At 62.6% G+C, this 14051-nt stretch carries 12 protein-coding genes and 3 pseudogenes; 11 read left to right on the top strand and 4 right to left on the bottom strand.

What is annotated here, in order from left to right:
* The first annotated feature begins 169 nt into the window (after positions 1-169).
* The 3 genes from CKW39_RS10675 to CKW39_RS15875 are packed head-to-tail and all read left to right on the top strand — an operon-like array spanning position 170 to position 892.
* Positions 170-364, top strand: coding sequence for an antitoxin Xre/MbcA/ParS toxin-binding domain-containing protein (locus CKW39_RS10675; RefSeq protein WP_143469986.1), 195 nt, complete (start codon positions 170-172; stop codon positions 362-364).
* Entirely contained in the window at positions 357-764 is a 408-nt protein-coding gene (locus tag CKW39_RS10670; RefSeq protein WP_095798088.1) for a hypothetical protein, read from the top strand. The genes CKW39_RS10675 and CKW39_RS10670 overlap by 8 nt, the downstream gene beginning before the upstream one ends.
* Entirely contained in the window at positions 761-892 is a 132-nt protein-coding gene (locus CKW39_RS15875; protein WP_256382227.1) for a hypothetical protein, read from the top strand. The genes CKW39_RS10670 and CKW39_RS15875 overlap by 4 nt, the downstream gene beginning before the upstream one ends.
* Before the next feature lie 14 nt (positions 893-906).
* On the opposite strand, the gene CKW39_RS10665 is transcribed toward CKW39_RS15875, so the two are convergent.
* Positions 907-1224, bottom strand: a complete 318-nt coding sequence (locus tag CKW39_RS10665) for a hypothetical protein (protein ID WP_095798087.1) — start codon at positions 1222-1224, stop codon at positions 907-909.
* A 315-nt stretch (positions 1225-1539) separates the two neighbouring features.
* Here CKW39_RS10665 and CKW39_RS10660 point away from each other — a divergent pair, with 315 nt between their 5' ends.
* Positions 1540-7002: a winged helix-turn-helix domain-containing protein gene (locus tag CKW39_RS10660; RefSeq protein WP_095798086.1), complete on the top strand. Its 5463-nt coding sequence runs from the start codon at positions 1540-1542 to the stop codon at positions 7000-7002.
* 18 nt (positions 7003-7020) lie between these two features.
* On the opposite strand, the pseudogene CKW39_RS10655 reads toward CKW39_RS10660, so the two are convergent.
* Both CKW39_RS10655 and CKW39_RS15310 read right to left on the bottom strand, forming a co-directional pair.
* Positions 7021-7831: pseudogene (locus CKW39_RS10655) on the bottom strand (IS5 family transposase); the annotation flags it as partial.
* A gap of 277 nt (positions 7832-8108) precedes the next feature.
* The gene (locus CKW39_RS15310; RefSeq protein ID WP_143469985.1) at positions 8109-8879 is read right to left on the bottom strand and encodes a GAF domain-containing protein; all 771 of its coding nucleotides are present in this window, start codon (positions 8877-8879) and stop codon (positions 8109-8111) included.
* A gap of 69 nt (positions 8880-8948) precedes the next feature.
* Here CKW39_RS15310 and CKW39_RS10650 point away from each other — a divergent pair.
* Positions 8949-9188, top strand: a pseudogene (locus tag CKW39_RS10650) (transposase); the annotation flags it as partial.
* A 41-nt stretch (positions 9189-9229) separates the two neighbouring features.
* On the opposite strand, the pseudogene CKW39_RS10645 reads toward CKW39_RS10650, so the two are convergent.
* Positions 9230-9933, bottom strand: a pseudogene (locus tag CKW39_RS10645) (transposase); the annotation flags it as partial.
* A gap of 431 nt (positions 9934-10364) precedes the next feature.
* Between CKW39_RS10645 and CKW39_RS10640 the strand changes: the two are divergent.
* The 6 genes from CKW39_RS10640 to CKW39_RS10615 all read left to right on the top strand — a co-directional run bounded on the left by CKW39_RS10640 (position 10365) and on the right by CKW39_RS10615 (position 14051).
* Complete coding sequence (locus CKW39_RS10640; RefSeq protein ID WP_143469984.1) at positions 10365-11132, top strand: hypothetical protein; 768 nt, start codon at positions 10365-10367, stop codon at positions 11130-11132.
* 36 nt (positions 11133-11168) lie between these two features.
* Positions 11169-11588: a hypothetical protein gene (locus CKW39_RS10635; protein ID WP_095798084.1), complete on the top strand. Its 420-nt coding sequence runs from the start codon at positions 11169-11171 to the stop codon at positions 11586-11588.
* A 111-nt stretch (positions 11589-11699) separates the two neighbouring features.
* Complete coding sequence (locus CKW39_RS10630; protein WP_256382226.1) at positions 11700-12290, top strand: NADPH-dependent FMN reductase; 591 nt, start codon at positions 11700-11702, stop codon at positions 12288-12290.
* Between the two features lie 55 nt (positions 12291-12345).
* Positions 12346-12690, top strand: a complete 345-nt coding sequence (locus CKW39_RS10625) for an antibiotic biosynthesis monooxygenase (protein ID WP_095798082.1) — start codon at positions 12346-12348, stop codon at positions 12688-12690.
* 118 nt (positions 12691-12808) lie between these two features.
* Positions 12809-13270: a hypothetical protein gene (locus CKW39_RS10620; RefSeq protein WP_095798081.1), complete on the top strand. Its 462-nt coding sequence runs from the start codon at positions 12809-12811 to the stop codon at positions 13268-13270.
* Between the two features lie 61 nt (positions 13271-13331).
* Positions 13332-14051 (top strand): lipoate--protein ligase family protein, encoded by a 720-nt coding sequence (locus CKW39_RS10615; RefSeq protein WP_095798080.1) that lies wholly within the window; start codon positions 13332-13334, stop codon positions 14049-14051.

Here is a 14051-nt window from a genome sequence, read left to right as displayed (position 1 = left end):
AGCGGTCAACGCGTGTCTCTCGACCGGGCGGCAACACCCCCCGGACCATGGATGGCAGGGCAACAAAGCCATACCCGGCCGAGCGACCAGACCCCCCGACTATCGGGGGTACTCACAAGGTAACGGGAATACCGTAGCGGCCGCCGTGGCCACCGGTCACACTAGTTCCATGGACACCGAGGCCATCAAGCAGGAGCGGGTGCAGGTGGTGCTGGCACGCGCCCGCGAAATATGGCCGAATGAGACGGCGGAAGAGTGGATGCACGGGTCCAACAACGTCCTGGAAGGCGCTCGACCCATCGATCTGGTCCGGCGCGGCCGAACCGACGAAGTGCTGGCAGCGTTAGAAGTGGAACGTGCCTGACACCGAAACAGCGGGCTCCGAGGGAATGAGCCCCCAGTACGCGCGGTCCCTGGAAGCGGAGCGCTACTGGTGGCGCCGCATCGAATCCGAGCACACCTTTGTCGACGCCACGCAGAAGGAGGCCGAACTTATCCGCGTGGGCCGCCTGCTCGGTCATCACCACGGTGGCACCTACCGTCGCCCAGCCTTCCAGTTCGACGCCGACACCAGTGAGGTCCTGCCAGTGGTCACCGCCCTGCTGGGCGCCATTCGGGGGTACCAGGTGCCGGCGGACGAGGTGATCATGTGGTTGTGCACCCCGTCGGCCTACTTCGAAGAACAGGACGAACCCGTGAATCATCTGCATGATCCAGAGGGCGTGCTCGCCGCGGCGCATACCCGCTTCGGGGCCCAGTGGTGAGTACTCATAACCCCTCCAGTGACGACCGGGAACAGGAGCAGGACCCGGGCGAAGCCCGCGTGCAGCAACTCATCACCAAGACGACCGAGCGATACGAGCGTCTGCTACGACGTCTGGGGAAGGAGTAGACCGGGCCCCGCCGTCAAGATCGGCGTATCGAGTTCAACGCTGCCAGCCGCTCGGCTTCGGTGAGGATGCCGGCCATAGGGGAGACCTCTCGCATCTCGATCCCGTTCACCTCGACCGAGACGAGCACAGCGCGGATTCCCTCGACGTGACCCGCCTCGACGAGGCGTCGCCATCGGGCGAGGTTCTGCACATGAGGGCGCCCCTGTACCCCGGTCTCCAGTCGGTCGAGGTTGGCCAGGATGCGCGGAGTCCACGACGCCAGGGTAGCCGCGTCCAGTCGCTCGGCCAGCACACGGTGGAGCACCAGCGTGCGTCGCTCGGAGAGGTTCACAACCCCTCCTGTCTTCTGTTGACGGCGGTGTCTGTCGGCTCGCTCCTGCACCACCGAGATAGACACTGCCAGCACTCGCGTCAGGCGTTCTATCGGGATGCCTGCATCAATTTCCTCGGCCAGCAGTTGGTCGGTCCGACGAACGATCCAGGCGACTTCCTCCGCCGGATTCGACTTTGGCGCTCGTTTTATGGGGCGTAAACGGAGTCGGTCTTCTGGGTGTCCGTTGTCGACTCCCATGGTCGCGTCCTCTCGGTCGGTCCCCGCTTGAGCGTAGATGGCTGGTTTTCCTATACAAAGGACTAGGATCGGCGCGTGGCAGGCACTGTGGAGATATTGCGTTCGACTCTCGGCGAGAAAGGCTATGCCGCGCTGTTGGCGGTGGCAGGACACGCCGAGCCAATGTCGAGGCGGGCAATCGCGTCCGAGTTGAAAGTGTCGCCGACGACTGCTTCAACTTGGCTTGGCCGGTTGGAGGCGAAGGGCTTAGTCCAGTCGAACCGGTCGGGCCAATTCATGATGTGGCAACTCAACATGGACAGCGATGTGATCCGTGCGTGGTCGCGAGAGAGACTCGGTGCAGGTAGTGCCGCGGTGGCGGAGGCCGGGTCGAGCCCGGTATCGACCGGCGGCGGGGGCGTGACGTTCGAACGAAAGGTCGCAGCTGGCTACTTGGCGCAGCTACTCCTTGGTAGCGGAGCGGTCGGGTTGGGGCCGAGCCGGGCGGTCGTATCGGTTGCATTCCAGCAGGCCCCGGAGTTCAGCGTGGACGACCTGGTGGTGGGGGCGGCCACGGAGGACGACGATGAGCCGTCGCTGGTATTGGCCGTGGCGGCGCGGCGTACCCCGAACGTGGTGGACAGCGATGTGAAATCGCAGGGGCTGTTCCGGTCATACGTGAAACAGCTGCTGAACATGCCCGCGGATGGGCCCGAGTTGCGACTCGCGTTGGCTGTCGCAGGTCCGCAGGACCACGCGGAGCAGTTGGCAGTTCTGGCTGGGCTCGCAGCCGATCAACCCGAAACGAAGGCATTCTTCGGCTTGGTGCGGACGCCGAGGAAGTTTGATAGGCCGGTGCGCGACCGTCTGGAACAGGTCGAAAAGCTGGTTCGCCGGGGGCTGGTTGACCTTGGGGTGTCGGAACCGTCGACGAGTGTGGTTGAGCAGCAGACGTGGGAGCTGCTGTCGCGGCTGGTGGTCTTGATGCCACGAGTGGAAAGTGCAGATGATCCCGACTGGTCCATGCTGGCAAACTCGCTGACCCCAGTATCACGAGCCAAGGACCTGTTCGGAGGGACGCTGCTGCGGGACCGTCTGCTGGTGCTGGCGGACGACTGGGCTCCCTCCGCGGCGTTGGTCAACTTGCCGATGCTGCGACGGGGCATTCATGACCTGGTCGATCCAACGGCTCGTCGTCATCAAGCAGGGTGGCGGGCGCTTGAGTTGCTGAATGAACAGGCGCGGGCGGCTGTCAGTGACGAGATTGTGTCGGCAGATGGTGCGCGTCGGATCCGAGTGGACCGGGGAGATGTGGCAACCGACCTGTCGGCGGCGGTCGTGTCGGCAGGCGGGGTAGTCATGCACGGCGAGTCGGGGGTTGGGAAGTCGGCGGCAGCGCTCGGCCTGCTAACAGCGACGAACACGGCGGTGGCTGATGACGAGCCAAAGCCCACCGATGGATTGGCGGGCTCGGCAGGCGCTGGCGAGCCCGCCGGTGGATCCCAGGTCATGTGCATGAATCTGCGGCACCTGCCGGGAACAGCGCTTGATTTCGAGAGTGCTTTGAAGGTGCCGCTACGACAATTGCTAGCGGAGATGTCCGCACCGACCCGGGTGCTTGTCGTGGACGGCGCGGATGCGGTCGTTGAAGGAGCCCAGAATCTGCTGACATACGTGGTGGACGCAGCGGTTGCGGCTGACGTGACGGTGGTGGCGGTGACGGCCAGCGAGGCAAAGCAGCTCGTCGTCGACACCATGGCCGGACGAGTTGGCCAGGGTGTGGTCGAGGTGACGGTGCCGCCGTTGACGGACCCGCAAGTCGATGTCGTAGTGCGTGAGTTCGGTGAGCTTGAGCCAATGGCGACGAACCCGCGGTCGCGAGAGTTGTTGCGGCGTCCGGTGGTCGTGGATTTGCTGGTGCGTGGTGGACTGCAGGGCGTGCCGGTCAGCGACTTTGATGCGATGCAACAGGTTTGGGCCAGCCTTGTCCGGCGGAATGGTGCCCGCGACCAGGGCACTCCGGATGCGCGCGAAGTGGCCATGCAACTGATTGCTCGCCAAGAGTTGCATGAAGGTGGCGATCAGCTCGCCGTTGCCGCGTCGATCGACCCTTACGCCCTGGCTGGGTTGCAGAAGGACGGGTTGTTACGCACTTCCCAGGAAAACCCGTTCCGTTCGTTGCCGGAGTTCGCCCATGACGAGGTACGCCGGTACGCGGTGGCGCGCCTGCTGCTCGCCACCGGCGACTTGACGCGGGCGCTGATGGATGCCGGGGTGCCGAGGTGGACGTTGGGGGCGGCGCGGTTGGCGTGCCAGGCGATGCTCGTAGCGCCGGACGGCGCCTCGAACCCGGTGGCCGGGCGATTCGTACGGTGGCAACGCGCGTTTGACGAGCTGGTTGCCGCCGGGCACGGGGAGCGGTGGACCGACGTTCCCGGGGAGGCGTTGCTGACCCTCGGGGACCCGCGGCCGGTGCTACGGGAGGCGTGGCCGCAGCTTCAACAGGAGGAACAGGCTGGGGTGCAGCGGTTGATCCGTTTGGTGGATCAGCGGCTGCGGGGTCAGCACGCACTCGTGCGGTTTGCAGCGGTGGAGCCTCTGGTGGAGTTGTTGCTGAAGGAGGAGACCCCGTGGCGGTCCAGCGAGGGCGAGCGGACCTTGCTGGTGGAGTGGTTGCGGTCACTAGCCGTGTTTGAGGTACCGGCAGGGTACGCGTTACGGAAGCAGCTGCGGGCCCGGCTGTTGAATCACTGTGCGGCCGCTGACGAGCGGCTTCGCGAGGCGGAGGAAGCGCAGGCGGCGGCGCAGGCGACAATCACGGACGAACAGCGGATTGCTCAGCAGGCGCGCATGAAGAATCTGCCGAATCTCGAGGAGATCGGGTACCCGCGTTCCCGGCCGCGTCGTCAGCGGCCGGCGATCTCCCGCGAGATCACCAACGAGACGGTAGTCGAGTTGTTGGCGTTGCTCGGACCAGACCTCGGCGCTGACGGCGAAGCGTTACTGAAACGTATCGCGGACGCCGCGCCGGAGAACCTAGCCCCTGCCTTGGAGGGCGCCGTCTGTGGGCGGGCACTGGCGGGGTATCGGCAAGGATTTCTCGCTGACATGGTGTTGGCGTACTACCTGAATGAGGAAGAAGACGGAGTCGGTGGCCACGACTTCGATGAAGGTGTGCGGCGACACAAAGGATTTGGCTTCGGTATGCCACTGGCTGCCTGGTATCGAGGTCCGTTCGTGCCAATGTTCCGGGCCGACTTCCGCAACGGGGTCGTGGTCCTTAATAGGCTTTTGAACCACGCTGCGACGGTGAGGGCTCGCAAGTTGACGGGGCTCGACCGGTACTTCGAACCGGTGAAGGACTCCGACCTTGACCGCTATCGTACCGAGCTAGACATCACAGGTGCGCCGCACTCGTACGTCGGGGACTCCGGAACGTGGAACTGGTACCGGGGAACCGGTGTGGGGCCGTATCCGTGCATGAGTGCGTTGCAGGGTTTGGAACGGGTTTGCGACGAGATCGTCGAGTTGGGCGTGCCGCTCGACGTCCTGATCTCGATGCTGCTAGATGGTTGTGACAACGTCGCCATGGTCGCCCTCGTGGTTGGGGTTCTTGTTCGGCACCTGGACGAGGTCGGGACGTTGCTCGACCGGTTCCTCGCTGAACCTGACGTGTGGCATTTCGAGCGCGCGCGGGTTGCTCACGAACGCGGTCTGCTGGCGGCCTCGTCGGAAGAAATTGTGGGCGCGGAGCGGCGAGGATGGCCGTTGCCAGAAGTGGCGATGTCGCTGGTGCTTGCTGCTGGCCCCGAGCGGGCGGAGGACCTGCGGCTCGTGGGGCAGCAGCTTGTGGAGAAGGTTGGCCGCCGCCTTGAGCAACTCGGAGACAGCGTCCCGGTGGCCTCTGCGGAAATGGAGCTGGGCGAAGCGCGAGCATGGGCCAGCAACCTCGACCGGTCAACCTATGCGGTGCAAAAGACCGATCACGGGTTTGTAGTTAAAAGTCACCCCCCAGCCGAGGCGACGGCGGCGCTATCGGTAAGGCTAAAGGAGGTCCTGCGAAGCCAGGAGTCGACGCGGTTGGCCGTCCAATACCACGTGAAGCAAGAGAACGGGACGGCCGAGCCAATCACGACCGAAAACTTGGTCGCTGATTTGAACTCGGCGGTCACGCTCCTCGACGACCCATCGGAGCTGGACACTATGGGCTGGGACGCGTCCGTCGCGGTCGCGGCATACGCACTGATCCAGCACCTCATGCACGAGTTACCGCTACCAGACGACAGCCTCAAGATCGCCGCTGACATGGTCCTGCGCGTCGGTGAGGGCGATCTGCCGCAATCAGACCGCGGCATTGAGGAGTCGTACTTCTCCCAAGGCGCGGACCGTAGCGCAGCCCGCGCCCTGCCGCTGCTGCTTATCCCAGTCGCCGATCACGTATGTCAGCTCCTCGACGGTGCAGACGGGACCGTTACCTACTCACGAGCCGAAGCGGCCGTAATTGCACTTGCGCACACGAAGGTACTGCAAACGAAGCTGTTCCTCGCACGCGGACTCGACAACGTGTGGGCCACGCCGTGCACCCACAACGCCACGTGCTCCCACCGTGCCGCGCTGCGGGCCACGATCGAGACGATGCGGGAATGCGTCCTGGGCCCCTGGAACATCGAGCTGCAAAAACGCTTCATTGAGGCCCTCGACGACCCGGTCGTCGACACCCTGCCCGCGGTGGCCGACGACAAGATTCTCGTATCTCGCCTCGACGCGGCGATCCGGGGGCTCGGGCCAGCTGCTGTCGCGGGCATCTGCGTGTCCGGCGGCGCCCGAGCCTTGCTGGACGTGCTGCTCGACGCTCAACGGCGTGCGTTGCTCGCCCACAAGCGTGGCACCGACCACCGCGGCACCCACTCCCTCGTCGCCGCCCGCGCCCTGCTCACCCTTGACGACGACGACGCGATCCTGAGCCACATTGACGCCTACATCGATAGCTCCACCCTGCTTGATCAGGCGCTGCGCGCGCTTAGCGCCGCAGCCGAAGAAAGCGAACAGCGCGCTGAAACCGCTCGACGCATCTGGCCGCACCTCGTCGCACGTGTTATCGACGCCCACGACGCCGGGCGCTCACCGTTCAAGAGCGACTTCCATGGCAACGACTACACCCTTGCCGCGCTACTACCCACGCCAACCGGAGAAGTCACCTACCTGCATTCGGAGGTCACCGGCAAACCCATCGTCTGGTGGGACCCGATCTCCTGGCAGGCCACGGTCCACCGATGGCTTCAGGTCGCGGGTGGAAAACCCACCTGCGTCGACAACCTCATCCAGTTCATGGCATCATCGCTTCCCACTACCGAGCAGGCCCGCATCGGTGTGCCGTGGGTCGCGCGAGCAGTGCTAACAGACCCCGGAGCAGTCGCCAACAGCACCTACACCCTGACTAACTGGCTTATAGAAATCAGAACAGTCGCCGGCGAGGCCGGCCTACTGGGCGACTGGCAGGGCACCGTCGATGCACTCGTCGTAGCCGGCGACACCCGCTTGGCTCCGTACTCCGAGTAATTGACTTGGCGTCTGGCGCAGTCGGCGGAGGTTGATGAGGGTGACAGCGAGCAGGAGCAGCGGTAGCAGCGTGCCTCCGGTGCGGTCATCGCACAGCCCGAGAAGCTTGAAGTGGAGCACCAGGAGATGGTCTGCTCCACGACCCAGCGGTGCCGGTTTAGGTGGTTCTTGTCCTCGATCCTACGCCGGGCGATCCGGACCTGGATGCCGCGTCGGTGCAGGTAGCGCCGGCACCGGGGGCAGCCGTATCTTTTGTCCGCGTGCAGCTTCTCCGGGCGCCGCCGAGCCCGACTTGGGTGCCCTCGACGGCCGCGCACACCGGGATTGTTCTGCCGGGGTGCGAACAGGCGACTGTCATGGACGTGGGCCGCTGACGCCAGCACGTGCAACGGCAGACCGTGGGCATCGATGAGCAGGTGATACTTCGTGCCCGTGTTCCCGCGGTCAGTCGGGTAGGGACCGGTCAGCTCGCCCCCCTTTTTTGGCCCGCGCCGACACCGAGTCGATGCTGGCCCGGACCCAGTTCAGAATCTGCTCCTCGGACAGCTGTTCAAGCACGCGCTGGTGGAGTTGCTCCCACACCCTGGCTTGGTGCCACTGACAAAGTCGACGCCAGGTCGTGTGCCCCAACCTGCAGCCCAGTTCCGGTGGCAGGTCCCGCCACCGGCACACGGCGTACAGCACGAACAAGATGCCCTCCAGGGCGGCCCGGTCATCGATTCGCGACCGCTCACCGGGTCCTCGAGACGGTGGCTGGGGCGGGATGAGCGGGGGAGATCTGCTGCCACAACCGGTCATCAACTATCCACTGGTGCATTCGCGTGGCCATGCAGGCATGGTCAGCCCGCACAGGATTGCGAGCAACGACCGATCAACTTCTCAGACCGCGTGTAGGGGGCGTCAGCGGAAGCGGCCTTCGATGTGTCCGTCATCGACACCCACTGCCGTGTCCTTTTAGCTTGGATCCGTCACGGGCCACATGTGCGTCACGGAACTCCGCGGCCACCTCTGCCCGAATCTGGCCGCTGTGCGTCCTTTAAGGCTGCCTCGGCCACCGTGAACAACTCCTAACTACTGCTCGAACAGGTGGCTGGAGACTGATGCGCCTATGCAGGTAAGCCTTGTCGAACTAAAGCGACGCCCACGAGCGCGCCAAACATCTGGACGATTTTTGCTTCACCTTCTTGAAGGTTACCTCCTACGGAATCGAAACAGATAACACCACATTTTCTACTAAAAGGCTTCCCGTCAACTATTCCATGCGGCGAAATAGGGGCCGTCGCAAACGAATTGTATCCAGCGCGAGTGCCTTTCCATCCATTGGGGGCGCCTTCAATTTTGGAGTTAAAAACTAGGGTTCCTCCGCCCATTGCCGCTCGCACCAAGGCTCGTCCTCGTTCACTGTCTGGCGTCACGTATGTAGGTGCGGCGGTGCGCCCTGCCTGTGCCACAAGAACTAGTCGTACGTCTTCCTCTGGAGTCTGGACCAGTTTGTAAACCATGGCTCTTCCCTCGGGATGGTCTTCCTGAAACATTGAGACAAGGGAGTTAACGGACTGCACGAGAATGGAATTCTCAATGGCTGCACGGTCCTGAGGCGGCGATACAGGCATCATGGCAATGAGTCTTGCGATCGGCTGAACGCCTCTGTCAAATGACAATGCCAGTCTAGCGGCGAGGGCTTTATCGGCCCTACTTCTACGCCATTCAAGCAATATCGCTGCAACTTGAGCTGCTGCACCGATTATTGCCGACCCCAAACTCACCCAGAAGACGGCGTCTAACCCATCGTCTCGCTCCCACGTGCCCAGCACGAATGCACTGACAACAAGAGCAATGCCACCAAAAACCTGTAAAATTATTATCGCGTGCCGCATGTTATTGAACCTACACGAGGAGCACCGTGCTATTGGGTGCGCCATGTCGGAAAACGAACGGGTGCTGACTTCCCGAAAGACGTGTGGACGCAGATCTCGTCTAACAACCCCGCTGAGCGGCTGAACAAGGAGGTCCGGCGTTGGACCGACGCGGTCGAGGTGTTCCCCAACCAAGCGGCCATTGTCCGCCTCGTCTGCGAGGTGCTGGCCGAGCAGACCGATGAGTGGGTCGAAGGCCGCCGCTACCTCGGCCTTAAGGTCCTCACCTGCTGCCGACTCACCACTGTCGGCGACGCCGGAAGCGACGTGACCCCTATAAGCTCATTTTTTAATGTGGTGAGGTGCTGGTGGCAGATAAGCACGCAGGCGTGTTGCAGCAGTACGAGGTTGAGGTCGGCGCGGCACTCCCACCGAATGCGGAGCCGCTTGTAGCCGTGGAGTCAGGCGAAGCCGCGTTCGACGACCCACCTGGGCTTTTCTAGTTCGGAACCGTGAGCGACGCCGCGGCGAGCGATCCTCGGAGTGATGCCCCGGGCTCGCAGTAGTCGCCAGTATTTGTCGTAGTCCTAGCCACGGTCAGCGAAGAACTTCCGCGGCAAGTGGGGTGGTCTGCCGCGGAGTCCGCGAATCGGTGGAATGGAGTCTACCGAGGGCAGTAGTTGGGTGACGTCATTGCGGTTGCCGCCGGTGAGAGTGACCTGCAGCGGGATGTCGTTGGCGTCGACGATCAGGTGGTGCTTGGAGCCGGGCCGGCCGCGATCGACTTCGGCTGGGTCCGATGTGGCCCCCCTTTGAGGGCGCGCACGTGGAGCCGTCCACCGAGCACTGGTCCAGATCCAATGCGCCGGTGGCAGGTCACTCCAGAGACACCCAGCAGGCTTCGCGGCAGCTGGTAACAGCCATTCCCAATCTCGAGCACGAACACGATACCGGCCAAGGCGGCTCGGTCATCGGCCGGTCTGCGTCCGGAATGATGGTGCCGCTGGGGCGGTCGTGGTGGCAGTAACGGCTCGACTCGCTCCCACAGCGAGTCCGGAACAAGGTCCCCCATCATGCCCACCAGGCTCGCCGGGGACTCTGTCAGCGCTCAAGGGCTACGGCCAACTCATTCTGAAGTGACCTCTAAACACCAGCCGTCAGCCATGTGGGCTCTTCGGTGAGAATGGACCAGTGGTCTCTCGCGCTCGGTAAGTCTCGACAGACTTCACTTCTGCCTGTGACTCAGGTGCACCCGCCTGGCGGCACTGTACTACTAACGTCCCCTGAAGTGCGGACCTGACTTGACTTTATATCGGCCGTAGTCCGTTGTTACTGTTGGGTTATCGACGGCCGTGATCGTCGAGATCCAGGTCCTGAACTCTGTCGACGCGCCGACACCAGGACTGTTAAGGGCAGAGGCTGCCTCGTCAGCCACACGGTGTTGGACCCTCGTTTCCGGGTGTCCATGGGCGCGGGCATGGACACGCTGATGTCGAGGAGTTCGTCATGACCAACCGTTCATCTGCCCAAACGCGGCTCGCTAAGGAACTGCACAAGGAGACCGGTCTTCCCCATGCCACATGTCTAAATGTGGTGAAAACTATTGCGGAGAAAACCAAAGATCCAGAAGGACGCCGTCGGCTGGCTCGTGCAGAGCTTCGCTCACTATTAAACCAGCGGGACCGTAGCGGGAAGTATGTGGATATGAGCCGGCGCCCCGGCACGTGGCACGAACCCGATAGTGATATCCCGTTCCCCTTCTCCGAAGCGCTAGAGGTGTGGACCGATGCGGCGATCCTCATCCTTCAGGACGTTGCCTCAAGGTTCGGGGGCTACATCACCTATGGGCAGCTCGCCGATCGGCTCTTCGAGAAGACCCAAATCCGCACCCGGATGCGGCTCAGCAATTGGATCGGAAGGCCTCTCGGTGCAGTTCTCGAACATTGCCATGCGCACGGTTTGCCCGCTCTGTCAGCTCTTGTTGTCCGCACCCAAGACGGCATGGTCGGGGATGGGTTCAATGAATTTTTCCGGCTGAAGCATCGTGCCCACCTCGACGATCCATTGCAGCTCGAGTGGGTTGCGGCCCAGGAAAGGCTCAGCTGCTACCGCCTCTACTGCGCGGACGTGCCAGCGGATGCTACACCGATGCTCACCCGGCAATACGTGCAGAGGCTCGACAGGAAGACGTCCGCGCCGAGGACTTCGCAGGTTCTGTGTTCCAACTGCGGAATGGTATTGCCGACTTCCGGGCGGTGCGACTGGTGCGACTAACAATCAAAATCAAGCGAACGACAGGAGGAAGGAAGCATGCCCACACGTACGCGGCGTGAACTGGATGAAATACAGGAAATTGTCGAGCGCTACCTCACGATGGTGGCCCGACACTGCGGGGATACAGACTACACCGAAGTCTGCCGCGAAGTCTCCAGGCATCCCAAGTACAAGGGCTTCACCACGCGGGACGCCGACGACCGCAGGGAGCTTAGGGGCATCCTGGGCAGAATCTCGGAAGGAACGTACAAAAAGTACGGGGTCCTGCTCACTGCCATCGTTTGGCAACGATGGGGCGGGGTGCGGATCAAATCAGTAGGCGATGGCTTCTGGACGATGGCTGTCGGTTGCGGGAGGCTGACTGAGGAACCCGAGGACGACCAGAAGGAAGAGGTCCTACAGGCGCTTGTCGATGAGGTGCACGTCGCCTACGCCCGCCGCGTGCTCTCCAACTGACATGTGAGACGTCGGTAAATGCTCAGATAGGTTGATGGAGGTGGAGCTCCGTGGAATGAACGAGAACCCCGGAACCCCCGGGTTCTCGTTCATGGGCAATTGCTCACTTAGGTGGGGGTCTCACAAGAACTCTCAGCGGCCAAGAAGAGGATCGCGGTCGTCTCATCAAGTGTGCGCAACGGGCGAATGGGTCCTGCCATCACCGACTGGGTCGTCGACTTGGTGAAGGTCAATCAGAACGTGGAAGTCGATTTGATTGACCTGGCCGAGATATCCCTGCCCAGTGATAGAGAGCTCTACCCGGGTGGCGGGCCGAAAACTGAGGTGTCCAGCCGAATTGAGGCCGCCGAAGCATTTGTGATTGTCACTCCTGAGTACAACCACTCGTACCCGGCATCCCTTAAAAGGCTAATCGACTGGCACTACAACGAATGGATGTTCAAGCCCGTCATGATCGTCGCCTATGGCGTTCAGGGTGGGTACGCCGCTATCGAGCATCTCCGTGGCGTGCTGGCCGAACTGAATATGGTCACTATCCGGCGATGCCTGGGGTTGCCAGCCCCGTGGAACACCATGGACGAAGCCGAACGCTACGAGCCGGGTGAGTCCGTGACCAGGAGACTCAGAATCGCCCTGGCGGAACTTGACTGGTGGGCCAGCATGCTCACCCAAGCCCGAGACCGCAGACCATTCCCGAGCTGACTACGACTTTGCAACAATCATCCGAGCATCAACATGATCAGAAAAGGATCTAGTCATGACCAATCAGCAGAACCAGAGTCCGTATATTTTGGTCAATACATTCACTGCGATCCAAGGTGGCATAGACGCGCTATCCGCCTTTCAATTGACGGAAATGCAAGACTTGCGCGACGAAGCCACCGAACACGGGTGGCTGAGTAATGAGGTCTATCAGTCACAAGATGGTGCCAGTCTCATTGTTATTACTCGTTTCCTATCCGAAGAGGCCAAGAATAGTTGGGGGAGGACAGAACGATTTAGGCGGCACGTCGAGGCCCTCGAACCTCTGGTCCAGAACGTCACATCTATTCCGGTGACCTTCCTTGCCGCCCATGGACAGAGCGTCATGATTCAGGAATAACTGCTTTCAGCTAAGCACCAGGTCCTCTCAACAAAATATCAGTCATCACCCGGCATGATCGATCCACACCTGGCACGCACCCTGCGAGCTTGGATCCATCCGATGTCGAGAGGATGACATGTCGACGTTCACTTCCCCGCGGACCCGTTCCGCTCTCACGTCCCATGAACTGTCCGCACTGGGTTCCCTGATGCACGGTGGCGGCACCGTCGCTGAGTTCCACGTATCGCTGCTGACCCGTGTTCTGCGAGGGGCGCAGGCCTGGCATCGCGCCCATCCGGACACCAACTCGCTGTCTCGCCGCGAGAAGAAGCGGTTGGCCCGCGTGCAGCACCGGGTTCATCGCTTCGTGCCGGTCACTCAGAGTTCCGAGCCTGGAGAGAAGATCCTGGGCATGAAGGACTCTCGCAACCTGCTGGATGACTATGGGTTACTCGCGGCTGCAACCGCGGCCGCTCAGGCCTACGGGCCGTTGAAGCCGGGAATCGCCATTCGCTCCATTCGCGACGGGATCCGGCCCCGCGAACACCGGGTCGCGCCGCAGTGGCGCAGTGGATCCACGGTGGCCCTGGCCGCGTGAGGTGACCGAGCGGCGTCGTCGCCCGAAAGCGCCCGGCCGAGGAACTAAAGTAGGGCGCAGCATGAAACTTATACGTCAGCGCGAGTCCCTTGGTGCCGAGCAGGACTATCGCCGTTCCTTGTCGATTCTCGACGCCGCTCGGTCGTCGAACACCGGACCCGTCCTGCGGCTCTACCAACCCCGCCCCACGGTCGCCTTCGGTCGCCGCGACGAGCTCAACCCGGGCTTTTCACGCGCGCGAAAGGCCGCGGTCGACGCCGGATTCACACCGTTGGTGCGCCGGGTCGGAGGTCGCGCGGCCGCCTATCACGGCGGGTGCCTGATCGTGGATCACGTCGAATCCGATTCTGACCCCAAGACGGGCATCCAGGACCGATACCGCCTGTTCGGCGACATGATCGTGGCCGCCCTCGAACACTTGGACATTCCTGCGGACGTGGGGGAGATCCCCGGCGAATACTGCGCGGGGGAATACAGCGTGCACGCACCGCGCACCGCCCAGGATCCCCACCGGCCGGTCAAACTGGCGGGAACCGCCCAACGGGTAGTGGCGGGCGCCTGGTACTTCTCCAGCGTGATCGTGGTGGAACACCCCGACCCGATCCGCTCGGTCCTGACCGATGTCTACTCGGCGCTCGGTGTGGATTGGGACCCCGGAACCGCTGGTGCTGTAGATGACGTGCGCCCGGGAACCACGGTGTCCCAGGTCGAAGAGGCACTGATGCAGGTGTACGCCATGTACTCCCAGTACATGGGCTACGGATCCATCCAGAACAGTTAG

It is taken from the genome of Kocuria sp. WRN011 (assembly GCF_002295155.1).
In the GTDB taxonomy this organism is placed as follows: Bacteria; Actinomycetota; Actinomycetes; order Actinomycetales; family Micrococcaceae; genus Kocuria; species Kocuria carniphila.
The sequence above is the reverse complement of the archived record's forward strand: the minus strand, read 5'-3'. Positions and strand labels throughout refer to the sequence as shown.

Coding starts and splice junctions, on each gene's coding strand:
- CKW39_RS10675 (WP_143469986.1), top strand. CDS start 170: ATGGACACCGAGGCCATCAAGCAGGAGCGGGTGCAGGTGGTGCTGGCA.
- CKW39_RS15310 (WP_143469985.1), bottom strand. CDS start 8,879: ATGCGGCACGCGATAATAATTTTACAGGTTTTTGGTGGCATTGCTCTT.
- CKW39_RS10640 (WP_143469984.1), top strand. CDS start 10,365: ATGACCAACCGTTCATCTGCCCAAACGCGGCTCGCTAAGGAACTGCAC.
- CKW39_RS10635 (WP_095798084.1), top strand. CDS start 11,169: ATGCCCACACGTACGCGGCGTGAACTGGATGAAATACAGGAAATTGTC.
- CKW39_RS10625 (WP_095798082.1), top strand. CDS start 12,346: ATGACCAATCAGCAGAACCAGAGTCCGTATATTTTGGTCAATACATTC.
- CKW39_RS10620 (WP_095798081.1), top strand. CDS start 12,809: ATGTCGACGTTCACTTCCCCGCGGACCCGTTCCGCTCTCACGTCCCAT.
- CKW39_RS10615 (WP_095798080.1), top strand. CDS start 13,332: ATGAAACTTATACGTCAGCGCGAGTCCCTTGGTGCCGAGCAGGACTAT.